We start from the raw sequence: 22650 nt of genomic DNA, 5'->3' as shown, positions 1-22650 counted from the left end.
AATTCGGCAATCTGGACCACGTCCTTCCTCGGTGCCATCGCGCCCCGATGAATCTGCGCCGAACCTGGACGGTCGTGCTTTCGGCGCTTGCGATCTGCATCGTCGGCGTGCCCGAGGCAGTGACCGAACCGGTCCGTACGCCCGAGCCCCTCGGATACGGGCAGACCAGAGACATCGCTGTGGTTCCGCTGCCGGGGCAGCCCGAGGGAATGGCAGTCGACCCCGTGGACGGCAGCCTGTGGTCGGGTTCGAATCGACCGAATTCGTCTGCTGACGTGTGGCATTGGGATTCGGACGGCCGACTGCTCGCTACCTACACCCTGATGGATCACGAACCTGCCGAGCACGGCGTCAACGGGATCACTCTCGACGGKGACGGCCGGGTGTACGCCCTCGACTACTCGGGTGCCCGGGCAGTGCGGATCGATCCCGCGACCGGAACGCAATCGGTTTACGCGACATTCGCGAATCTGCCGACATGCACTGGGGCCGCAGGTGTGCCCTGCGAACCGTCGCCCATCGACCGGCCNCGCGACCGGAACGCAATCGGTTTACGCGACATTCGCGAATCTGCCGACATGCACTGGGGCCGCAGGTGTGCCCTGCGAACCGTCGCCCATCGACCGGCCCGCCTGGCCCAACTGGGCCACCTTCGCCCCCGACGGAACCATGTACGTCAGCGACCTGAACCAGGCCATCATCTGGAAGGTTCCTGCAGGTGGTGGAGCTGCCCAAATCTGGTATCAAAACCAAGATTTCGCGTCGGTCTACAGTGTCAACGGTATGCAGTTCGACGCTGCCGGACGACTGAATTTCGTCGTGACGGCATCTCTGGTGCCGCGTGTCGAATCGTTCGGTCGCGGTGTTGTCCATCGACTTCCCGTGATGGCCGACGGTAGGCCGGGTGTTCTGGAGACGGTGGCGGTAGTCGCGCAGGGTGACGGTATGGCCATCGGAACGAGCGGTCGCATCTATCTGCCGATCTCGAACCCGTTCATCAATTCGATCCAGGTGGTCGACCCGAACAACGGCGCGATGGTGGCCGAGCTACCGACTCTGGTGGATCGCGTGATCCGCTCGATTCCCTACTCGACCCCTGCGTCGGTCGCGTTCCGAGGAACCTCGTTGATCGTGTCCAACCATGGCCTTCTGGCGCTCGACCCACGTCAATGGGCGATCCTCGAACTCGGGGTCGGAGAGACGGGATTGGCGCTGCACTATCCGACGGGGATTGCCTGAAACCGGTGCTACCGTCTGCCGGTGGACCTTGTCGTTCCCTCCGCTGATCTCGCCGCGGCGTGGCGGGATGCGCGCGACGAGTGGGGCGGCTGGGTCATCTCGGCTATGGGGTGCGACCGTCCGACCGTGGCCGCGGAGTTGCCACACGCGCGATCGTCGGCATGCTGAAAGTCGCCGCAGAAATGGGGCTCTCGGACATCACTGCGGTGTGCGAGGTCGACAACAGTGCGTCGATCGCGACAATCGAACGGGCAGGTGGTGAGCTGCTCGATCGCCAGGGAGCAACTGTCAGATATCGGATCAGCGTCGCGCGTTGACTCTCCGATCGGAAGCTGTTCTGGCTGGATCGAGAGCGCTCGGCGCGCGACACTTGACCCTCACACAGTGTGAGACGGGAGTCTCGAAGGGTCATGTTCAGCATTGGAGAGTTCGCATCGATCGGCCGGGTCTCGGTCCGCATGCTTCGGCATTACGACGAGATCGGGTTGTTGACGCCTGCACGGGTGGATCCGTTCACCGGATACCGCTCGTACGACGGCTCGCAGTTCGAGGTCCTGGGACGCATTCTCATGTTCAAGGACCTCGGGTTCCGGCTCGACGAGGTGACGCAGATCGTGCACGGCCGAGTCGATGGCGATCGGTTGCGAGAAATGCTCGCCGCCAAGCGCACTGATGTCGCTCGTCGACTCGATCTCGACGCCGCTCGCCTGCGTCGAATCGATGCGCGGCTCTCCCACACCGAAGGGATTTCGATGATCACCGTGGACACCAAGTCGTTGCCGACCACTCGTATTGCTGCCGTCACCGAGACTGCCGGCGGTTTCGGACCGCAGAACATCGGGCCGGTGATCGGCCCGATGTATGCCCGACTCGCCCAGACGCTCGCCGAACACGGCGTGAAGTTCGGGCCATCGTCGATCGCCATGTACGAGGCCGTCGACGATGGAGAGGGCACGGGCATCACTGTGCACGCGGCGTTCGAGGTCGGGCCTGAAGTCGTGGCCGGTGAGGGATACGAGGTCCGGGAACTGCCTCCGGTCGATCTGGCTGCGACGACCGTGCACCACGGGTCGATGGCGACGATCGGTGAAACGTGGGAGCAGTTCATGGCGTGGATCGAGACCAACGGCTACGAACTCTCCGGTGTCTGCCGGGAGTTCTACCTGGTGTCGGAGCCGCAGCCGCAAGAAAACTGGGTTACCGAGCTTCAGCAGCCGGTGACCCGGCGTCAGGACGCCTGAGCGAGCTCCACCAGCGCCGTGCACTGGCAACCGCCGGTGATCTCCTCGCACTCGAGCACCAGGAAGTGGCGGACGTACTCGAGGTCCACGCAGTCCGGCTCCGTGCACTCCGCACCGCCGACCGCGTGGATCACGAGTGTGCCGTGGCAAGTATCGAAGCTGGTGGACACGCGAATTCCCTTCTGTCGTTTCTTCTACATCCTTGATATCACCGGGCTCCGACAAGTTCGGGAGAAGACCAGCGTGTTCGACGCCTGAGCTGGGTGAGAGCCACGACGGTGACGGCCGGAATCCAGGCGTATCCCAGTGCGGTCCGGATGGCAGTGTGGTCGCCCAGCCAGGCACCGACACTGACCAGAGCGGTGGCCCAGACTCCGGCCGCGACGAGACTGATCACCGCGTATTCGCGCCGCCGCAGGGTGCTGGCAGCGACGAGTCGAGGGGCGATGGTGCGGATGCCCCCGACGAGGTGTCCTGCGGCCGCCACCGCGCGTGGTCGTGACTGCGCCGAGGCAGTCACTCCGAGGACCACCCGTGTCAGCGTGCGCGGCAACGCGGACTCGATCCGGCCCGACCCGAGAATCGTTTTGCTGCGGCGACTGCGCCAGAGCGCCCACTGTGCCCCCATGCTCGACGCGACCGCCGCACTGACGACAGCGGGTAACCACGGTACGACGCCTATCGACGTCAGTACTCCCAGCGTGATCGGCACACTGTTCCCGGGCGTGAAAAGACCGAGCAGAGAGCCGGATTCGAAGGCCAGTAGCACTACGACACCTGCGAGGACGACCCAGACCGGCACGGCCGAGAGGCGATCGACGTCGAATAGGTTGAGGTTCATACCCGTCGAATATTCTCGTCCGTGGAAAGGGAAACACCACGGTCGTCCCACCGATCGATGGTAGTGCGCGCCCTACCATGAGCCGTGGGTTCACAGTGGGGACAAGTCGGCGAGCGCCGCCTTAGGCTGATCCGCATGAACGAGGCACTTCCGATTCCCCTGAATCCGCTCAGGGCCTGGATATCTCCCCACTGGTGGCTGGCACTGGGTTCGCTACTGGCGTCGACGCTGGCCGGCCTCGGCGGCTGGATGGTCCTGGGTCTGCTGATTCTCGCTGTCTGCGCACTCCCGTTTGCGCTGAGCGGAGTGCTGGTTTTCGTGCTGACGATTGTGGTGCTTCGATGGATGGATATCGCCGCTCGAGCCGGAATCGGTTTCACCAGCGGTATAACCATCGAGGGACCTGCGGTGACCGTCTATCCCACCAGCTGGCGCAAGCTCGTCTGGTGCGTCCGCGACGTCGGGCTGTGGAAGTCGTTGTGTTACTGGCTTGTTCGCATTCCCGTTTCGGCGGTCCTCGTGTTCCTGCTGCCCGCACTCTTTCTGGTTCTGCCCGTTCTCGCTGCGGCACCGTTCGCGTGGATCGTGACGAATCCGGTCGGTAATCAGCTCGAGATCGGGGATCGGGTGGGCTACCCCCTCGTCGCACTGGTCGGCGTCGCTTCTCTGGCCACTTTCGTCGCAGGGTTGCCCTTGCTGGTGACCGGCTTGGCGAGACTCGACTGGTGGAGTGCCACTGCGCTTCTCGGACAGTCCGAATCGAGTAGAAGGGTGGACGAGCTGACGGTGAGTCGGGCACGGGTCGTCGACGCCGCAGATGCCGAGCGCCGCCGCATCGAACGCGACCTGCACGACGGGGCCCAACAGCGCCTGGTCTCGGTGGCTATGTCGCTGGGGCAGGCGAAGTCGCGAGTGTCGGCGGACGACGATCCGGTGCTGAAGGAACTGCTGGACGACGCGCACCGGGAAGCCAAGAATGCGATCGGTGAGATCCGAACTCTCACGCGTGGCCTGCATCCGCCGATCCTGACCGACCGAGGACTCGATGCGGCGCTGTCGTCCGTCGCGGCCCTGTGTTCGGTGCCGGTGACGATCGAGGTTGACCCGGCTCTGTCCGGACCGCAACGCCCGGACGCCACCGCCGAAGCGACGGTCTATTTCGTCGTCTCGGAGGCCCTGACCAACGTCAGTAAACACGCGAACGCCGGCCGCGTTCGAGTCGACGTCACGAGGAGTGAGTCCGCCGTGCACGTGAAGGTTGTCGACGACGGTTGTGGCGGTGCGCATATCGCTCCGAACGGAGGCTTGGCCGGTCTCGCGGATCGGCTCAGCGGAATCGACGGCACTTTGTCGGTCAGCTCACCGACCGGCGGTCCGACAAGTCTGGAGGTGACCATCCCATGCGAGTGATCATCGCCGACGATTCGGTTCTGTTGCGAGAGGGTGTCGCTCGATTGCTGATCGACAGTGGAGCCGACGTGATCGGCAAGGTGGCCGACGCGTCGGAGCTACTCGCGTCGATGTCCGCTGCCGACCCGCTCCCCGACGTGTGCGTGATCGATGTGCGCATGCCGCCCACCTTTCTGGACGAGGGTCTGCGCGCGGCGTTGGTCATTCGCCAACGATGGCCCGCCGTAGGTGTTCTCGTGCTCTCGCAGTACGTGGAGGAACGGTATGCAGCCGAGCTGATCCGGCAGAGTACCGACGGTGTCGGCTACCTGTTGAAAGACCGGGTCGCCGATGTGGACGACTTCGCCGATGCCGTGCGGACCGTTGCCGACGGCGGCACGGTCATCGATCCCGAGGTGGTGCAGCAGATTCTGGCTCGCGCGCCGAGATCGGATCCACTCGATTCGTTGACGCCGCGGGAACGAGAAGTGTTGACGGCCATGGCGGAAGGCAAGTCCAACGCCGGTATCGCGGCCGCGCTGGTTGTCGGTCAGGCAGCTGTCGAAAAGCATATCGGAAACATCTTCGCCAAGCTCGGTCTGCTCGGAGACAGCGCTGACCATCGCCGCGTCATGGCCGTTCTACGATACCTGGGAGCTATTCGATGAAGAAAGCGTTGTGGCGCAATACCGTTGCAGTAGGGGTTGCCGTAGTCGTCGTCGGCACCGCTGGTGCAGCTACGACGGCAGCGATCGCGTACGGCTTCAGTCTGCCGAAAATGCAGTCTTTCGACTACGCAGAAGACCATGCCGTGTCCGGGAACAACCTCGCATTCACGACGAGGTTTGCCCATGTGACCGTATCGACGAGCCCTGATTCCGAGTTGCACGTGCAGGCCGACGGTTCCTACCGGGGAAATATCCCGACGGTCGATATCAGTGACGACGGATCGAAGATCGCGGTGGAATGCTCGAACCGAGATCGGGGCAGCTGCGACGTCGATGTCGAGCTTCGGATTCCCGCGGGGTCGGTGCTCGATATCAACGGGATGGCGGGCGATGTCGTTCTGTCGAACGTGGATGCGCAGACGTCGGTGACGACCACGTCCGGGGCGGTGATCGCTCGTGGAGTTGCAGGAACCCTGGATGTGACCACGCGATTCGGTGATGTGGACATCACCGATGCAGCTGTATCTGCGATCGAGGTCGACACGACATTCGGTCAGGTCGTTCTGGACTCGCGAGTTCCACCGGATTCAGTGCTCGTGCAGAACACGATGGGGGACAGCATGATCCAGCTTCCGGCGGCCAAATTCTACAACGTGGACGCGTCGTCGGAGAAGGGGGACGTCGAGACGGACGTCGTCGACGATCCGAGTTCGCCGAGATCAGTCTCGATCACCAGTGAGGAAGGTCAGATCTCGGTCGAGCGGCGTTAGCCGGCTCAGTGGCTGCGGCGCCACGCACTGAACGAACGGACCGAGGATGTGGTGGGACGCGTCAGCCACGGCCACGGATGCAACTCGACCGGGGCGATGGCGTCGGCGATGCGGGAGAAGCCTGGAACGGGTGCCCAGGTGGCGGCCAGAGACCGTCCGGAAAGCTCGTCGGAGACTCGGCCTCGACGTACCTCCAACGGGCGGGTCGACGCGATCTCGCCGAGCGTCTCGGCGAGGAAGACCAATCGTTTCCCGGACAGTCTCAGCTTCCGCAGCAGTGGTTCGTCGAACACGAAGACGGCAGGGCGCTCGGGATTCGCAGCCGTGGCGGGGTCGGCGGTTCCGAGCGATTCGGCCGTCAGCCAGACCTGTTCTGCACCAGCACCTTCCACGTGATCCGGACCTGCGGGTACCGGTCCCTTGTTCAGGTCGGGTCCGTCGACCGTTGGTCCGAGATCGTCGTCGGGCCAATTCTCGATGGGGCAGGCATCTTTCAAAGCGCAGTTACGACAGAGAGACGGTGCACGCTTGTTCACCTGCCATCGACTGAAGCCGTAGACCTTTCCACTTCCGGTGCCGACGGTCCACTGCCAGCCGAGGCGGTTCGCGGCGCGCGAGCCGTCGAGCAGGTGGGCGAACATCTCGTCCTCGCCGTCGCGCCACGTTGCTCCCGCGCGGACTGCCCATTGGGAGGCCAGCCACATGCGAGTTTGGTTGACCAGCCAACCATCGTCGTGCAATTCATCCACTACCGAGGACATGCAGTTCATCTCCTCGGCCCAGGGCTGCGCTGCCCAGCCTTGCGGTCGCGGCTGCTCACGACGCAGCGAACGCCCCAGATCGGTGCCGACCCGTGCGTAGAGATGGCGGGCGTATTCCTGCCACATGAGCTCGTCGCGGTACCGGGAGCGGTCGCGTGGGGGAGCGTCGGATACCGCGTCCCAGACTTCTCGTAGCGTCAGCAGTCCGTGGCGAATGTACGGCGACATGCGGCTTGCGCCGCGGCGATTCACCGGAAGAACGGTGCTCCTGTCGCGGGCGTAGCCGGTGATGTCCAGCCCAGCCAGCGCGACGTCGGCGGCCGACTGCCCACCACGAATGCCACCTGGGCTTATCTCGTTCGGCCCCTCGCGCGTCAGATCGCCCAGATGCTCGGCAACCCAGGCGACGACGTCGTCGGTGGCGGCACCGTCGGCGATGGACGGGGGAGGGGGCAGTTCGGGCATGCCATCGGACTTCCCCGTCGGCCCGGAAGGGAAACGCGGCTGTCAGGGGCGGGGCAGGCGGCGATGGAGCGGGTTCGATGTGGTTCGAGTAGCGGTCCGGCCCTGCGGCGGGATGGAGGAGACCACTTTCGGTGAATCGGCAGTGGCGCGTGAGGCGTCGTGCGCCTTCATCGCAGCGCTGTTTCCTCGGCCGAGGGCAGGCGAGGAAATCGTCCGTGCGGCGGCCTCGCCACATTCGGGGCAGGGGATCTCGGAGGGCACATCGGCCATCGAGAATCGCTGCTCGACGGCAGTGCAACGCTGTGCGCAGCGGAAGCTGTAGGTGGGCACGCATTCGAGAGTAGCGCGATCAGCAGTGTTACGGCACAACGTCATACAAGATTTACGTGCCAGAACCGACCGGGAGGGCCACATCGGTGCAATGATCAGGACGGGAGAATTCCGCGCAACCGGAGGTGCCTCGTGCCCGAACTGCTGTTTCCGCTCGACTCGACCAAGAGTTTCACCGAACAGGAGATCGTCGGCCACAACCGATGGCACCCCGATATCCCGGCGGCGGTGACGGTCAAACCCGGCACATCTTTCAGAGCGCATTGCCGCGAATGGTTCGACGGGGCCATCCGCAACGACGATTCGGCCGAGGACATCCTGAATGCGCCGCTCAACAACGTGCACACGCTGTCCGGGCCGTTCCACATCGAAGGTGCGGAGCCCGGTGATCTGTTGATCGTCGATATTCTCGACGTCGGTCCGATCCCGCAGGAGGATTCGGGTCCGTTGGCCGGGCAGGGCTGGGGTTACACGGGAATTTTCGCAAAGCAGAACGGCGGGGGGTTCCTCACCGATCGATTCCCCGATGCGTACAAGGCGATCTGGGATTTTTCCGGGCAGACCACCACGTCTCGCCACGTCCCGCACGTGAAGTACACCGGAATCACCCACCCCGGGCTGATGGGTACCGCGCCGTCGGCTGCCCTGTTGGCCAAATGGAACGCCCGGGAAGGTGCGCTGATCGCCACGGACCCGAACCGCGTACCGCCGCTGGCACTCGCTCCCGAACTGGACGGTGCGATCCTCGGTTCACTCAGCGGTGACGAATTCTCCCGCGTAGCAGGTGAAGCCGCGCGTACCGCACCACCCCGTGAGAACGGCGGAAACCAGGACATCAAGAACCTCACCAAGGGCACTCGCGTCTTCTATCCGGTGTTCGTGCCGGGGGCGAAGTTGTCGTTCGGAGACTTGCACTTCTCACAGGGAGACGGCGAGATCACGTTCTGCGGAGCCATCGAAATGGGCGGCTTCATGGACCTGCACGTCGACCTGATCAAGGGTGGCATGGAGACCTACGGGGTGAGCGAAAACGCGATCTTCATGCCCGGCAACACCGCACCGCAGTACTCGGAATGGATTGCCTTCTCCGGCATTTCGGTGACCGTCGACGGGGAGCAGAAGTATCTGGACTCCGACCTCTCGTACCAAAACGCGTGTATGCACGCGATCGACTACCTCACCAAGTTCGGCTACAGCCCCGAGCAGGCGTACCTGCTACTGGGCTCGGCCCCGATCGAAGGACGCCTGTCCGGGGTGGTGGATATCCCGAATTCCTGTGCCACGGTGTACATCCCCACTGCGATCTTCGATTTCCCGATAGCTCCCTCGGCCAGCGGTCCGTTCCAAATCGACCCGGGAATGGGGGCTCCCCGGGCACAGTTCTGATCGACTTGGCTCGATATGTCGCAACTGTGGATGCTCGAAGACATGGAACCGTGGCCCGATGAGCCTGGCGTCGGTGCGGTGTGCTCGCCCACGACGTACTGGGCGTCGCCCGACCGGATGGACCTGCCCGCTGAGGTGTGTAGTGACGTGCCGGCTCGTGTCGAGGCTGTGACTGTGGATGGCCGAACGGAGTGGATAGCACACCTCGGCGACGGATTTACCACGATGATGGCTGATGGTGGCCTGGTCGGTGATGTGATTCTGCACGGTTGCCTGGTGTGGGATAGATACCTGTGGTTGGACTTTCGCTCGAAACCGCGCGGCAGTCTCCGCGTCGTGGATCGGACGGGCGTTCTCGTGCAACGCCGGCAGTTGATCCCGACTCGCCACCCCGGCGCGTTCAGTGTGACGTACAGCGGTGTGCTGGAGTACCACCAACGGGATTCAGTACCTGCGGGATTCGGGGTTCGATGGAAGGCATCGGTTGTCGAGACCGTTGGGTCAGGGGTCGAGGCGACTCAGTCGTTTCGCTCGTCGTAGTTCGCAGTGATGATCTGGTCGACGCGGACTGGCGAGGATTCGAGCTCGGTGAGCGCCAGAATGTCGGCGACCGTATCTTCGCTGCCTCCGAGATACGCACAGGGGAAGTCGAAGTGTTGGGCCACGCACCACGCGTGGTCGGCGGGCCACCACAGATTGGGCGACAACCCACCGAGGGTGTCCGCTGCGCGTGAGACCGATCCCTTCATCAGAAAATAGTTGTAGCCGGCGATGTCTGCGGTCGGTGCGCAATCGCGAATGTCGTCGAGTGCGGTGTTGCCTTCCCAGATGGCGAACCAGCATTCGTTCGGTGTATTCGTGCTTCGAGCGAGTACCTCGATGATGGCTGTCAGCTGAACATGCCAGCGGCCAACGTGTTCGGAGTTGCGTAGCGGATACTGGACGCGGGCGTAGGCGTCGAACATCGTGGGGACCAGCGAGCCCACCGTGGTTTGGGGGACGACCTTCAGGCTGTCGTTCACCCACCCGGCCTCCGAGACATCCTGTTGCAGATCGGCGTTCGACCATTCTGTGCTGGCGGTGCTCAATGGCTGTACCAGGGTTGTGGGCTGGCAGGGTCGTCGACGACCGTGTCGACTCGACGGTCGGCGAGAACGTCCTGTATTGCCGATGAGCTGGCACCAATGGTGGCGAAGTGGGGGTCGACGTCGTTGGCGATGCACCAGGCGCGGTCGGCGGGCCAGACGAACGAAGGAATCGGCAGACTCTCGGACACCGGGGGATCGAGTGTCTGCTCCCAGCGTAGTAGGTCCAGCGCAGGTCCACGGAACAGGAACGCTCCCCGTTCGGGAAGGTTGATTCGTGCGGCACCCCGAACCGTTGGACCGCCCCATCCCTCCCACACACAGAAGTAGCAGTCCAGTGGCGTCGTCGTGTGCTTCGCCAGTGTCGCGACGACTATCGCCAATTGGTCTGTCTCCGTGCGCTCGTCGTACGGAACGTCGGCCTCGCCCTCGCGTTGAGTCGGGTGTGTCGGATCTGGGATGAACCGAAGCCGCGCGTAGCTCTCGTACCCCAGTGGGCCCCTGGTGACAAGATCCCACCAATCGCGGTCAGCGCGGACGAGCCAATCGGCGGCAGTTGCGTCGTCGGACGGTCGCACGGTCACGGTGTGCCCTCCCTGTCGATACCGAGCTTTCTGATCCTGGGCGCGATCTGATGCGTTGCCACGACGCTACCGACCAACCCGGTGGATCGGACTACTCGCGGTGGTAAGAGTCAGTTGGGAACGCGTGTTCGAAAACCTGTCGGTGGGTCGCGATAGATTCTCATCATGCTTTCGGGGGACGGCGGATCAGGGGTGGACGGCATCGAGACGGTGCCGCCTCCCCCGGTCGTGTCCGATCCCGCGCTGTCGGTGTTGGTGGATCGGGTCGAGTCCGCGGTGGCGGAGTTGGCCGGGCAGGGGTCGGTGTCGTGGACGAACGCCGACCGGCGTGCGGTGATCCAACGCATNGGTGTTGGTGGATCGGGTCGAGTCCGCGGTGGCGGAGTTGGCCGGGCAGGGGTCGGTGTCGTGGACGAACGCCGACCGGCGTGCGGTGATCCAACGCATCGAAACTGTGTCGCGGTCGCTGACGGCGTACTCGTACACCTGGCTCAACGAGCTGATCGATCAGCGCGGCCTCGATGTGTATCCCGGCTCGGTACCGTGCTCGGTGGCATGGATGCTGCGGATCACCCCACGCGCGGCCGGGGCGCGGGTGCGTCTGGCTGCGGAGTTGGGGGATCGCACCGCGCTGTCCGGTGAGGTCCTGCCGCCCCTGTTGCCGCATACCGCGGCAGCGCTGCGGGCGGGTTTGCTCGATGCCAAACACGTGCAGATGATCCGCGAATTCTTCAAGCACTTGCCGGCCAGTGTGGATCCGCAGACCCGTGATCTCGCCGAACAGCAATTGGTGGGCTACGCCTGCACCCGNAGATGATCCGCGAATTCTTCAAGCACTTGCCGGCCAGTGTGGATCCGCAGACCCGTGATCTCGCCGAACAGCAATTGGTGGGCTACGCCTGCACCCGACGTCCCGACGACTTCGCGCCGTTGGTGGCTCATTTGGATTCGATCCTCAGCCCCGACGGCGACTACGACGAGGACGAGGACGAGGACGAGAACGAGAACGGTAAGCCAAAGCCGAAGAAGCGTCGGGATGCGTTCTTCTACCTCGGTGAGCAGGGTGCCGACGGGATGTCGGACGGGAAGTTCTGCGTCGATTCCGAACTACGCGCCTACCTCGAGGCCCTGTTCTCCAAAGCCGCGAAACCGGGCGTCAACAATCCTGCCGACCCGACATCGGTCGTCCACGACGACGAATACGGCGAGAACGGCAGTGCCACAGCGCCGAAGCCCGAGCCGACCACCCACGGTGCAGACTGCAGCGATGCCGGCGCCAGTGATGAAGGTCTGTGGGATGAGACGGACTACGACGGCGACAACGACTGCGGCGACGACGATTGCGGTGACGGTGACCACTGCAGTGACGGTGCCGACTGTGGTTGCGGCACAGCACCCGACGGCACAGCTGCAGCTGACGGCAGTGCCGAACCAGGCGACACAACCGACGCAGCCGAGACCGACGACGACCCCGACGGATTCGATTCCGATACCGATACCGACACCCACACTGCTGCACGCGACGCTACCGCTGCCCGGGATCGACGCACCCAGAACGAACGCCGCCACGACGCCCTGAAAATGGCACTGCGGCACACCCTCGCCTCCGGCACCCTCGGTACCCACCGAGGACTGCCCGTCACCGCCATCGTCACCATGAGCTTGAAAGACGTCGAATCGGGCTGCGGCTACGCCATGACCGGCACCGGATCCCGCGTCTCGATCCGCGACGCGATCCGCATGGCCTCCCACGCCCGCCACTACCTGACCATCTTCGACGACCACGGCAGAGCCCTCTACCTCGGCCGATCCAAACGCATCGCCTCCGCCGACCAACGCATCGTGCTCATCGCCCGCGACCGCGGCTGCAGCTTCCCCTCCTGCACCCGCCCGGCGACCTGGTGCCAGTCCCATCACGTCGACGACTGGGTCGAGGGCGGGCCCACCGACATCGACGCCCTCACCTTCGGCTGCGACATGCACCACGCCCTCGTCGGTACCGGACCAGGAAAATGGGCGACCACCAAAACCGGAGCAGGACATCGCTATCCGGGCCGCACCCTCTGGCACCCACCATCGGGAATGGACCCCAAGCGCCGCGGGCTGATCAATCACGCACACCATCCCGAGGAAGTGCTGTACCCGCCCGAACAGCACGACGACATCGGCGACGAGGAACCACGACAACCCGCATGACGACCCACACCAGCACCACGGCACAGCCCTGCCTGTCGTCGGTACATGGCGGCGGCTCCGCGACGGCCGTGGAGACGGATTCGCCTACGTCGAAGGTGACATTGTTCGCGGAACTTCACGCCGGTAACCACTCGTCCCGATGCCTGACGGCACCCGGGCACGCCCGACCACCTGAAAGGAATGCCCCTGATGCCCGCACAAGCATGGGTCACCCTGATCGTCGGAGTCCTCGCCGTCGTCGGCGTCGCCCTGACCGTCCGCCAACGCACCTTGGCCGACAAACGCGCTCAAGCCTGGCAGCGGATCACCTGGTGCCTCGAACGCACCACCAGCGAGAACGAGGCCGAAGCCGCCCTTGGCTGGGACATCTACACACCGGTGACCGACTCGCCGCTTATCACCAGAACCGAACGAGACGTGCTGCGTGCTGTCGCGACTCGGGCGTTGTGGCGAGCACTGGCGTCACCGGCACAAACCGAGGACACTGACAAGCAGAACGAGCAGGAGGACCCCCGATGACCACCACCGAGAAGCGCATTACCGCCGCCCGACCACAGGTAGCGCGGGCCGCAGCACGGGCATCAGTCGCGTTGTACGAACGAGACGGCCTCGAGGTACCCCAGTGGATCCGCGACGCTGCCGAAGGGCGCCCCGCCACACCACCGGCCGAACAGCCCTGACACAGGCTCACAGCCCGCAGAACCGACAAGGCCCGTACCCCGACACACCGGAGGCGGGCCTTCTCCGTTGCCCCGGGACAGACCATCGGCGCGCGGAGGACCGGGCCACCCTGCGGGCGTACACGATTCGAACTCCGCTGCCCTGCACCCCGTCGGTGCCGATCGCAGCGCGAAGGGGGCGGGAACTGTTGACGGTAGCAATCCCATTGTGCCGCAATCAGGCTCGTCGCGGTTCCGCGTTCTGGTGGTGTCTCCTCGTCTTGCTCATGCCAATCTCCGGCGCGCTGATGTGGTTCGTCGCCCGCCCACGTAACTCCGATAACGATCAGCGCGCGAGTTCGTAGCGGGCCAGCCACAACCCCGGCAGGACCTGCTGATTTTCTGTGTGCACGAAGCCGAGGGATTCGTACATGCGGCGAGCAGGCGCGTTGTCCCGCCCGGTAGCCACCTGTATACGTTGTCCCACAATCGAATCCAGGATGCCCGTGATCAGCCTGCGTCCGATGCCCTGGCGGTGAGCGTGCGGAGCCACCACCAGGCGGTCGATCTCGGACCCGGACCACGCTGCGGCACCGAGGATTTCGTCACCCTCACGCGCGACGAGCCAGTGGACCTGTGCAGCACACAGATCGTCCACCGACTCGTGCAGCAAAGGTATTCGGTCGTCGCCGATCAGCCTCGCTTCGACTGCATAAGAACTCCTCTGTACCGCGAGGATCTGCTCGGCGAGGCCCGGATCGGCGGCAGGGTCGACGCGAACTACCTCAATAGCGACCACCGGCGGGTGCCGGCAGAGCATCGAGTGTGGCGAGGTGCTCCGCGCCCAACACCAGCGAAGCCGCGCCCGCGTTCTCGTCCAGACGCGAGGTGCGACGGGTACCGGGAATCGGGACCACGTGCTCGCCCTGCGCCAAAACCCAGGCCAAGGCCACCTGCGCCGGAGTCGCCCCCAGCTCGTCGGCGACGGCTGCGATGGCGTCGACGATCACGAGGTTCGCGTCGAGGTTGTCCTGGCTGAAGCGTGGCAGCCGAGCTCGGAAATCGTCTGCAGCGGGCGCTGTTCCGCGAAAGTTGCCGGTCAGGAAGCCGCGGCCCAGCGGTGAGAACGGCACAAATCCCGCACCGTTGTCCTGCGTCCACTTCAGCGACGTAGCGAGGTGATCGCGAGTCCACAGGGACAGTTCCGACTGCACTGCAGAAATCGGATGCACCTGCTGGGCTCGGTCGAGCTGCTCGACGGTGAACTCCGAGACACCGAGTGCACGAACCTTTCCGGCCTGCACGGCCTCGGCCATCGCGCCGATGCTGTCTTCGACGTCCACCTCTGGATCGGGACGGTGCAGGTAGTACAGATCGATGTGGTCGACGCCGAGGCGGCGCAGCGAATCGTCGATCGCCGAACGGAGGTGTTCGGGCTTGCCGTTGGGGCCCGAAATGACCGGCTCTCCGGCGTCGCCGACGTGGGAAACGAGACCGCCTTTGGTCGCAAGGATCACCTCGTCTCGTCGGCTGCCGATGGCCTTGCCGACGACCTCCTCGTTGGTGAACGGGCCGTACACATCGGCAGTATCGATGAAATTCACACCCAGGTCCAAGGCGTGACCTATGACGCGATCGGGGGACTCCGTCTGGTCGTCGGCCTTGTATGCCCAGGTCATTCCCATGCAGCCCAAGCCGATGGCACCCACCTCGGGGCCGTCGTTCCAGAGAGTTCGGGTCGGTACTGTGCGTTCGCTCATGTACTCGACCATAGAGAAGTAAAAGCGTTGTCGCTCGGACTCACCGGGCGACTAGCATCGCCGCATGGCTCTTCCGCACTCGAAGGTGTATTTCGGCGATAGTTTGATGGACGCGCAGGAGGCGACGCTCGGAGTCGCAACCTCGGCCGTCCTGTACGGGCTCAGTGTCTACACGGTGTTCCCCGTGCAGGTGGACGGTGATCGGCGCACCGCCTTCCGGTTGCTCGATCACTACCGACGACTCGTCGAGTCCTGCAAGATCATCGGCATCGACACGTTTTCCTCGCAGTGGACGTTCGAGCGATTCGTACAGGTGACGCGCGACGTGGTCGCTGCCAATGCTCCGACGAACGAGGTCTACGTTCGGGCTACCGTCCATGTGGACGAATCGATCCCCGGAACTCGGGTGCGGGGGCTGCACACCACGGTGTCCATCTTTCTGTACGACGCCAATCCCATTGTGCCGCAGAACGGGATGCGCCTGAAGACCAGTGTGTGGCGGCGTATCCCGGACAACGCCATCCCGTCGCGCGCCAAGGTGAACGGTGCCTACGTCAATTCCGTTCTGGCGAAGCAGGATGCGATCGACAGCGGTTTCGACGACTGCATCTTCCTCGACATCAACGGCCATGTCTGCGAGCTGAGTGCCGCGAACATCTTCCTGGTCCGGAACGGCGTGCTGGTCACCCCCGACGTCACCAGCGACATTCTCGACGGCATCAACCGTCGAACGCTCCTGACCTTGGCGCGCGAAGAAGGGCTGACGGTTCAGGAACGCACCGTCGACCTCACCGAGCTGTACATCGCCGACGAGGTGTTCGTCTGCGGCACCTCGGCCGGAGTTGCCCCGGTGTACGAAATCGACGGTCGCGCAATAGGAACCAAGGAGTTGGGTCCGGTGACGCTCACTCTGCGTAAGCGTCACCAGGCTGCGCTCACCAGCGACGAAGTGCATGGTTGGGTGACCACCCTCTAGCTACGCAGGGCAGGTCGACGCGAGTCCGGCGATCAGGGCCTCGGTGGCCGGCTGCTCGAGTGGGTCGGTGGCGGGATTCGGCGCGGCCGTGGTCCAGGCCAGCGATACCTGACGGCCTCCGTCGGGGCTGGAGAACTGGATAGGTGGTGGCGGTCATGTCGAGTGGATCGAAGATCCTGTCCTGCAACGACTGTCCGACCGACTTTCCATCGAGATCTGCCACGATCTTTCCCAGTACGACGTAATTGGTGTTCGAGTAGCTGAACCCCTGACCGGGTTCACTTGTCCAGGGCATCGCCAAGGCCTGTGCGATCAACTGGTCATCGGTGACGGCGGTGGTTGCGCGCGAGGAGATCTGGTCTGCAGAGTCGAATCCAACCAGGTAATCGGGTATCCCACTGGTGTGATCGAGCAGCTGGCGAACGGTCACAGGCTTGGTAAGCAGGCCGGGCAGCAGCTCGTCGACCGGCTGGTCGAGTTGCATTGTGCCTTCGTCCACGAGCTGCAGCACCACGGCAGCAACCATCGCCTTGGTGACGCTGGCAATGCGAACCGGATCGTCGGCCGAAGCAGGCTCGGTAGCACCGCGTTCGACCAGACCGGCCGCCCCCGACCACGAGCTTTCGCCGTCGCGTACCTGCGCAACAGCGGCGACGGATCCGGCGTCGCCCAACGCGTCCAGGGCAGCGTGCACGTCGTCGGTTCTGATGCTCCCCCTAGACGTCGTCGTAGTGGTCGCCTGGACTGTCGACGGCTCATCGGACGACGAACATCCGCTGACCAGTAAGGACGTCGAGACGGTGAGCGCGGCGAGGGCTTGCTCATGTCCTCGACGCTATCGACGTCCGACCGAGAATTTCCGTGTCGAATGTCAGTGATTCTCCATGTCCGGGATACTGGGAAGGAGAGCGCGAGTGCGTATATCGCGTTTCACTGTGTCGACGAACACGTCGATGTCCAGCACGGCCTTCGCGTTCAGTGCGGGAAGCGACACTGCAACAGAATTGCTGTCCCGCTCCCGATCACCGATGACGGCGATGTACGGGTCGCGATGAAGTCGCGCACTCCGAATACGTGCCCCCAGTGAACCTTTCCCGAGGATGTGGGCACGAACCGATGCTTCGTGCAGACGGGCGAGCAGGTCCCGTGCCGCCTGCACGTGCGAACTGCTCACCGAAATGACGGCCACCTGCCGCGGTGCGAGCCACGGTGGCATTCGCCCTTCGTAACGTTCGACGAGCATGGCGGTCAGTCGTTCCATCGATCCCAGGACACCGCGATGAATCATCACCGGTCGGTGTTTCTCACCGTCGGATCCGGTGTATTCGAGGGCGAACCGCTCCGGTTGATTGAAATCGATCTGGACGGTCGACACAGTGTCCCGATGACCGGAGACCTGCACATCGATCTTCGGTCCGTAGAACGCAGCGTCACCTTTGCCGACAGTGAACTCACGATCTCCCAGTGCCGTCCGTAGCTGACTCTCGGCGGGACTCCATTGCGCGACGTCGCCGAGATAGCGTCCACTCTCGCCACGAACCGAGAGCCTGAACGAGGGAAGGAGTCCCAATACGCGGTAACACCTTTCGATGGAGGCGAGTGCCAGTCGCACTTCGTCTCCAACCTGATCCGGGCTGCAGAACACGTGTGCGTCGTCGAGGGAGATCTGCCGAACGCGGGTCAAACCACCCAGCACGCCGGACAGTTCGCTGCGGAACATCGAGCCCAGCTCGGATACGCGAAACGGAAGGTCACGAAAGCTGCGCCCACGTGCCGCGAAGACCTGGGTGTGATGCGGGCAATTGGCCGGTCGCAGAACGTATTCCTCGCCCCCGATGCGCATCGGCGGGAACATATCGGCCGAGAATTTGTCCCAGTGCCCGGATCTCTCGAACAGTGAGCGTTTGGCCAGGACGGGGGTGTAGACGCCGAGACATCCCGATCGAGCCGATTCCTCGGCCGCCAGCTTTTCCAACTCCGCTCGAATGATTGCGCCGTCGGGCAGCCACACCGGTAGACCGGCACCGATGGCCGGGCTGGTTGCAAACAGATCCAACTCGCGACCGAGCTGGCTGTGGTCGGACTTCATGGGTACTCCACTTCTGCTGTGGCCCAGAAGAAGTGCCCAGATATGCAGAAACCCCGGGAACAACTCCCGGGGTTCGTCGAAACAGGGGCTTTGCAGGCCTACTTCGGACGCCGGAAGAAAACCGGCGTCGTCGTCAGTGGCTGCAGGTGCATCATGGATTCGACGGTACAACGCTCGAGCGACGGCTGGCAAGAGCTGTCAGCGATCGACCTGGCAGAAGCGGAGGTTGTTCGAGAACGGGTCTGTCACTGTCATGGTCGGACCGCCCGGTGCGTCGTGATCGATTCCTGGTCGACTGCGTGGGTTGTTCTTCTGCAGCAGTTCGGCATTGAAGGACGTGACGTCCGGGATCGGTATCCACACCGATGTTCCCGGAGTGCCATCGCCGTAGTGCTGGGAGAGATCCAGGGTGCAGTCCCCGCGTGAAATGCGTATGTAGAGAGGAAGATCCGGTTCGAATCGATGCTCCCATTCGACCGAAAAGCCCAGATAGTCCAGATAGAACGTACGCGCTTCGACGTCGTCGAAGATGCGGAGAATCGGGACTGCTGAGCCGAAAGCCTTCATGACGTCGAGTGTGGCATGTCGAGCGCCGCCCGCACCAGGGTTGCGCTACCGTCCGCTCGAATCCAGAAGCACCTCGGCCGCACTCTTTGCTGCAGAGGCAGATTCGGCCAGTTCGGTGATGGCCGCAGTGGTTTGCGCACCTTCGGCGAGCAAGGCGATCTGCAGTCCTACCGTCGGCTCGCATCCGGCTTCGACGGCCAGTGCGGTGACGTACTCGATGAAACTCTTCTTGTGCTGATGCGCGGCGTCGGCGACTTCGGGCATGGTGGCACCGAGTTCGCCGAACGAGTTGATGAAGGCGCACCCGCGAAAGTTGTCCTGGCGAAACCAGTGGTCCAGGAAGTCGAAGATCGACAGAAGTTTTTCTCGAGGCGACTCGTGCGCGGCGGCTTCGGCGTGGATGCCGTCGTTCCACTGCTGGGTACGACCGCGAAGAACCTCGGCGACGATGGCGGTTTTCGAGGGAAAGAGCGTGTACAGCCTCTTGAGGGAGATGCCGGCCTTGGCGCGCAACTCGTCCATACCGACTGCCTGGATGCCCCGCGCGTAGAACAATTCGTCCGCGGCGTTCACCAGCTGTGCCCGTCCGATTTCCGTACTGGTCATCGCTTACCCCTTGCCGAGAGAACCAACGTTCTCTACAGTAGTCCACATGCGGAGAGAACGACCGTTCTCCCGCTCGATGTCCAGGACACAGGAAGGCAGGATCATGGCGTACATCAACGTCGGAACCGAGAACTCCACCCCCGTCGAGGTCTACTACGAGGATCACGGCACCGGCCAACCCGTCGTGCTCATCCACGGCTACCCGCTCGACGGCAACTCCTGGGAACGTCAGTCGCGGGCCTTGCTGGACGCCGGATATCGCGTCATCACCTACGACCGTCGTGGGTTCGGGCAGTCGAGCAAGCCCACCGTCGGTTACGACTACGACACCTTCGCTGCCGACCTGAACAAAGTGCTGACCGAACTGGATCTCACCGACGTCATCTTGGTCGGGTTCTCCATGGGCACAGGCGAATTGGCTCGGTACGCCGCGAAGTACGGCACCGATCGTGTCGCCAAGTTCGCGTTTCTCGCATCCCTCGAGCCGTTCCTGCTCCAGACCGACGACAACCCCACCGGCGTTCCGCAGTCGGTGTTCGACGGTATCGAGTCCGCTGCTCGCGAAGATCGCTTCGCCTGGTTCGAGAACTTCTACAAGGATTTTTACAACCTCGACGAGAACCTCGGCAGCCGCATCAGCGAGGCCACGGTGCGGGCGAACTTCGCCACCGCCGCAGCCAGCGCACCGGTGGCGGCCTACGCCGTCGTACCCACCTGGCTCGAGGACTTCCGCGCGGATGTTGCGAAGGTTCGTGAATCCGGCAAGCCCACGCTGATCCTGCACGGAACCGCGGACAACATTCTGCCGATCGATTCGACGGGACGTCCGTTCCACGAGGCGTTCCCCGAGGCCACGTACGTCGAGGTCGAGGGCGCACCACACGGACTGCTGTGGACGCACTTCCAGGAAGTGAACGACGCGCTACTCGCGTTCGTGAAGTAGGAGCCGACGGCGGCAGGCATCACAGCCTGCCGCCGTTCGTGGCTAGACCGCGACGACGCCGTCGTGGTCGCTGTAGACGATCTCGCCCGGGTTGAATGTCACGCCGCCGAAGCTGACCGGCACGTTCTTCTCACCCGAGCCGGTCTGCGTGCTCTTGCGCGGGTTGGTTCCCAGCGCTTTGACGCCGATGTCGAGTGTGCGCAGTATCGCGGAGTCGCGCACTGCACCGTTGACGATGACGCCCGCCCAACCGTTGCTGACACCGCGGCCGGCGATGATGTCGCCCACGAGCGCGGTGTGCACACTGGCATCGCCGTCGACCACTAGAACGCCACCGTTCCCGGGCTCGCTGAGCGTTTGCTTGACCAGAAGATTGTCCTGGAAGCAGCGGATGGTGGTGATGGGTCCCGCGAACTCGGTGTGCTTGCCGAACTGGATGAACTGGGTGTCGCAGCTGCGGATATCCGGACCGATCTCGTCGGCCAGATCAGCTGTTGCCTTGAATTCCACAGGTGAAGTCATGCGGCACAGACTATCGCTCGCTCGTCACCCGCGGCCGTGACGCCGTTCGTAGTCGTCGCGAGTGCGGTCGACGCGGCTCTGAGCTTTGGCGTTGATCAATTGCGGGTCCAGGCCGTGGATCAGCAGGCGATGCCGCCGGTAGACGTTCATCAGCGCAATCGAGAAGTACACCAGCGGGATGAACAACAACGACATCATTGCGAGCGACATCCACAGCGGACCCGGAATCAGCAGGAACAACAGCAGTAGCGGAATGATCGGCACGATGAAACGGGCAATGTAGCGGACCTGGGCACCGTTGCCCACGAGATCCTTACGAACCCAATCCTGCATCGACTCGGGCAGGGTTCGTCCGAACGAATAGCCCAGAAACTGCAGCGGGGTGGGCGTCGTACGTTCGGTCGTCATCGCGCAATGCTAGTCCCACGAGAGTTGGTACAAGTCACCGTTGACTGCGGTTTATCTCATATGTGACGATAGCGTCAGTTACGGATGCCGACTGAAGGACTTCGACTGTGATCGATCGCAGAACCCTGCTCGGAGCGCTCGGTGCCGCGTCGATCTCCGGTGCCGCCCTGTCGGCGATGACGTCGGCATCGGCATCGGCGTCGCCCACTCCAGGCATCGGCGGGGTGATCGACGTCCATTCGCACATGGTTCCGGACTTCTATCTCAGGGAAGCCCTCGCGTCGGGCATCGCATTTCCCGACGGCATGCCGAAGTGGCCGAGCTGGTCGGTGCGCGAACACCTACAGATGATGGACGGCTGCGGCATCGACAGCGCGATTCTGTCCGTCTCGTCGCCCGGAGTGCATTTCGGCGACGACGGCAAGGCTGCCGATCTGGCCCGACGCGTCAACGACTTCGGTGCCGGCGTTGTCGAGGGGCAGTCGCGTCTCGGATTCTTTGCGTCGCTGCCCCTTCCGAATGTCGTCGACGCGACGGTCGAGGCTATTCGGGCGCTCGATCAGCTCGGTGCCGACGGCGTGACGGTGATGTCGAATGCGGGCGGCATGTACCTGGGCAACGCGTTGCTGACACCACTGCTCGCCGCGTTGGATGCGCGATCGGCAGTGGTGTTCGTGCATCCCACCTCGCCGCCGAATTCTGCAGCGGTGGCTCTCGGACGTCCGGCTCCGATGATCGAATTCCTCTTCGACACAGCACGAACCGTCGTAGACCTGATTCTGTTGGGCGTGGTCGACCGATTCCCGAACATCCGTTGGGTGTTCACGCACGGCGGCGGTGTACTGCCGCTACTGGCGGATCGGGTCGACTTCTTCCGGACGCAAGTCGGCCTGGGCACGCCGACGACACCGGATGTACTGCAGCGCTTGTGGTTCGACCTCGCCGGCACGCCGGTCCCGCGGCAGCTGCCCGCGCTGTTGTCCACCGTCGGACCTGATCGCTTGGTGTACGGCAGCGACTACTGCTTCACACCGATCACCGGAGTACAGGAGCAACTGCGATCCCTCGACGCCGGTGCCGCGAACGGTGGCCTTGCCAACTGGCGCGCGACCACCTCCGACAATGCCCGTCGACTGCTCAATCTCTGATTCGAAGGAAGTGGGCG

27 protein-coding genes and 1 pseudogene are annotated in these 22650 nt (G+C 63.7%); 14 read left to right on the top strand and 14 right to left on the bottom strand.

What is annotated here, in order from left to right:
* The first annotated feature begins 1260 nt into the window (after positions 1-1260).
* From ASG84_RS28190 to ASG84_RS12700, 3 genes are all read left to right on the top strand, one after another.
* The gene (locus tag ASG84_RS28190; RefSeq protein WP_156399497.1) at positions 1261-1407 is read left to right on the top strand and encodes a hypothetical protein; all 147 of its coding nucleotides are present in this window, start codon (positions 1261-1263) and stop codon (positions 1405-1407) included.
* Positions 1350-1556, top strand: a complete 207-nt coding sequence (locus tag ASG84_RS27750) for a GNAT family N-acetyltransferase (RefSeq protein WP_057477411.1) — start codon at positions 1350-1352, stop codon at positions 1554-1556. Before ASG84_RS28190 ends, ASG84_RS27750 begins: the two co-directional genes overlap by 58 nt.
* 93 nt (positions 1557-1649) lie before the next feature.
* Complete coding sequence (locus ASG84_RS12700) at positions 1650-2480, top strand: MerR family transcriptional regulator (protein WP_057477410.1); 831 nt, start codon at positions 1650-1652, stop codon at positions 2478-2480.
* On the opposite strand, the gene ASG84_RS12695 is transcribed toward ASG84_RS12700, so the two are convergent.
* Together ASG84_RS12695 and ASG84_RS12690 are read right to left on the bottom strand one after the other, a co-directional pair.
* A complete protein-coding gene (locus tag ASG84_RS12695) occupies positions 2468-2650 on the bottom strand; it encodes a hypothetical protein (RefSeq protein WP_235581644.1) in 183 nt (60 codons plus the stop codon). The genes ASG84_RS12700 and ASG84_RS12695 overlap by 13 nt on opposite strands.
* Positions 2651-2688: 38 nt before the next feature.
* Complete coding sequence (locus ASG84_RS12690) at positions 2689-3321, bottom strand: hypothetical protein (RefSeq protein ID WP_057477406.1); 633 nt, start codon at positions 3319-3321, stop codon at positions 2689-2691.
* A gap of 135 nt (positions 3322-3456) precedes the next feature.
* Between ASG84_RS12690 and ASG84_RS27930 the strand changes: the two genes are divergently transcribed.
* From ASG84_RS27930 to ASG84_RS12675, 3 genes are read left to right on the top strand one after another with little or no spacing between them, the layout of a single operon-like run.
* Entirely contained in the window at positions 3457-4731 is a 1275-nt protein-coding gene (locus tag ASG84_RS27930) for a sensor histidine kinase (RefSeq protein ID WP_082520955.1), read from the top strand.
* Positions 4722-5378, top strand: a complete 657-nt coding sequence (locus tag ASG84_RS12680; RefSeq protein WP_057477404.1) for a response regulator transcription factor — start codon at positions 4722-4724, stop codon at positions 5376-5378. The genes ASG84_RS27930 and ASG84_RS12680 overlap by 10 nt, the downstream gene beginning before the upstream one ends.
* Entirely contained in the window at positions 5375-6148 is a 774-nt protein-coding gene (locus ASG84_RS12675) for a DUF4097 family beta strand repeat-containing protein (protein ID WP_057477402.1), read from the top strand. Before ASG84_RS12680 ends, ASG84_RS12675 begins: the two co-directional genes overlap by 4 nt.
* A gap of 5 nt (positions 6149-6153) precedes the next feature.
* Here ASG84_RS12675 and ASG84_RS12670 read toward each other — a convergent pair whose 3' ends face one another.
* Positions 6154-7374, bottom strand: coding sequence for an FAD-binding domain-containing protein (locus ASG84_RS12670; protein ID WP_057477400.1), 1221 nt, complete (start codon positions 7372-7374; stop codon positions 6154-6156).
* Between the two features lie 42 nt (positions 7375-7416).
* Positions 7417-7704, bottom strand: coding sequence for an FmdB family zinc ribbon protein (locus ASG84_RS27425; protein WP_200936563.1), 288 nt, complete (start codon positions 7702-7704; stop codon positions 7417-7419).
* 132 nt (positions 7705-7836) lie between these two features.
* On the opposite strand from ASG84_RS27425, the gene fmdA reads away from it, so the two are divergent.
* Complete coding sequence (gene fmdA / locus ASG84_RS12660; RefSeq protein WP_057477397.1) at positions 7837-9090, top strand: formamidase; 1254 nt, start codon at positions 7837-7839, stop codon at positions 9088-9090.
* Between the two features lie 518 nt (positions 9091-9608).
* On the opposite strand, the gene ASG84_RS12650 is transcribed toward fmdA, so the two are convergent.
* Positions 9609-10178, bottom strand: coding sequence for a hypothetical protein (locus ASG84_RS12650; RefSeq protein WP_057477393.1), 570 nt, complete (start codon positions 10176-10178; stop codon positions 9609-9611).
* Complete coding sequence (locus ASG84_RS12645) at positions 10175-10759, bottom strand: hypothetical protein (protein WP_057477391.1); 585 nt, start codon at positions 10757-10759, stop codon at positions 10175-10177. Before ASG84_RS12645 ends, ASG84_RS12650 begins: the two co-directional genes overlap by 4 nt.
* A 349-nt stretch (positions 10760-11108) precedes the next feature.
* Between ASG84_RS12645 and ASG84_RS28185 the strand changes: the two are divergent.
* From ASG84_RS28185 to ASG84_RS27740, 4 genes and pseudogenes are all read left to right on the top strand, one after another.
* A pseudogene (locus ASG84_RS28185) lies at positions 11109-11569 on the top strand (DUF222 domain-containing protein); the annotation flags it as partial.
* 3 nt (positions 11570-11572) lie between these two features.
* Entirely contained in the window at positions 11573-12955 is a 1383-nt protein-coding gene (locus ASG84_RS27745; protein WP_057477386.1) for an HNH endonuclease signature motif containing protein, read from the top strand.
* Between the two features lie 189 nt (positions 12956-13144).
* A complete protein-coding gene (locus ASG84_RS12625; protein ID WP_057477445.1) occupies positions 13145-13474 on the top strand; it encodes a hypothetical protein in 330 nt (109 codons plus the stop codon).
* Complete coding sequence (locus tag ASG84_RS27740) at positions 13471-13635, top strand: hypothetical protein (protein ID WP_162248333.1); 165 nt, start codon at positions 13471-13473, stop codon at positions 13633-13635. The genes ASG84_RS12625 and ASG84_RS27740 overlap by 4 nt, the downstream gene beginning before the upstream one ends.
* Before the next feature lie 325 nt (positions 13636-13960).
* Here the strand turns inward: ASG84_RS27740 and ASG84_RS12620 are convergent, their stop codons facing one another.
* The gene (locus tag ASG84_RS12620) at positions 13961-14413 is read right to left on the bottom strand and encodes a GNAT family N-acetyltransferase (protein ID WP_057477384.1); all 453 of its coding nucleotides are present in this window, start codon (positions 14411-14413) and stop codon (positions 13961-13963) included.
* A complete protein-coding gene (locus ASG84_RS12615) occupies positions 14400-15374 on the bottom strand; it encodes an aldo/keto reductase (protein WP_057477444.1) in 975 nt (324 codons plus the stop codon). The genes ASG84_RS12620 and ASG84_RS12615 overlap by 14 nt, the downstream gene beginning before the upstream one ends.
* Positions 15375-15438: 64 nt before the next feature.
* On the opposite strand from ASG84_RS12615, the gene ASG84_RS12610 reads away from it, so the two are divergent.
* Positions 15439-16350 (top strand): aminotransferase class IV, encoded by a 912-nt coding sequence (locus tag ASG84_RS12610; RefSeq protein ID WP_057477383.1) that lies wholly within the window; start codon positions 15439-15441, stop codon positions 16348-16350.
* On the opposite strand, the gene ASG84_RS12605 is transcribed toward ASG84_RS12610, so the two are convergent.
* From ASG84_RS12605 to ASG84_RS12590, 4 genes are all read right to left on the bottom strand, one after another.
* Positions 16310-17044, bottom strand: a complete 735-nt coding sequence (locus ASG84_RS12605) for a serine hydrolase domain-containing protein (RefSeq protein ID WP_057477381.1) — start codon at positions 17042-17044, stop codon at positions 16310-16312. The genes ASG84_RS12610 and ASG84_RS12605 overlap by 41 nt on opposite strands.
* Positions 17045-17221: 177 nt before the next feature.
* Entirely contained in the window at positions 17222-18439 is a 1218-nt protein-coding gene (gene thrS, locus ASG84_RS12600) for a threonine--tRNA ligase (RefSeq protein ID WP_057477442.1), read from the bottom strand.
* Between the two features lie 198 nt (positions 18440-18637).
* Positions 18638-19006, bottom strand: a complete 369-nt coding sequence (locus tag ASG84_RS12595; protein ID WP_057477379.1) for a glyoxalase superfamily protein — start codon at positions 19004-19006, stop codon at positions 18638-18640.
* 45 nt (positions 19007-19051) lie between these two features.
* Positions 19052-19612 (bottom strand): TetR/AcrR family transcriptional regulator, encoded by a 561-nt coding sequence (locus ASG84_RS12590; RefSeq protein ID WP_057477378.1) that lies wholly within the window; start codon positions 19610-19612, stop codon positions 19052-19054.
* A gap of 103 nt (positions 19613-19715) precedes the next feature.
* Between ASG84_RS12590 and ASG84_RS12585 the strand changes: the two genes are divergently transcribed.
* The gene (locus ASG84_RS12585) at positions 19716-20555 is read left to right on the top strand and encodes an alpha/beta fold hydrolase (protein WP_057477377.1); all 840 of its coding nucleotides are present in this window, start codon (positions 19716-19718) and stop codon (positions 20553-20555) included.
* Positions 20556-20597: 42 nt separating this feature from the next.
* On the opposite strand, the gene rraA is transcribed toward ASG84_RS12585, so the two are convergent.
* Positions 20598-21077, bottom strand: coding sequence for a ribonuclease E activity regulator RraA (gene rraA, locus ASG84_RS12580; protein WP_057477375.1), 480 nt, complete (start codon positions 21075-21077; stop codon positions 20598-20600).
* Between the two features lie 24 nt (positions 21078-21101).
* Complete coding sequence (locus tag ASG84_RS12575; protein WP_032401464.1) at positions 21102-21485, bottom strand: DUF5313 family protein; 384 nt, start codon at positions 21483-21485, stop codon at positions 21102-21104.
* A 107-nt stretch (positions 21486-21592) separates the two neighbouring features.
* Here ASG84_RS12575 and ASG84_RS12570 point away from each other — a divergent pair, with 107 nt between their 5' ends.
* Complete coding sequence (locus tag ASG84_RS12570; RefSeq protein WP_235581643.1) at positions 21593-22633, top strand: amidohydrolase family protein; 1041 nt, start codon at positions 21593-21595, stop codon at positions 22631-22633.
* The last annotated feature ends 17 nt before the right edge of the window (positions 22634-22650 follow it).

This window comes from Rhodococcus sp. Leaf278 (assembly GCF_001426085.1).
In the GTDB taxonomy this organism is placed as follows: Bacteria; Actinomycetota; Actinomycetes; order Mycobacteriales; family Mycobacteriaceae; genus Rhodococcoides.
This window is presented reverse-complemented; position numbering and strand designations above follow the sequence as displayed.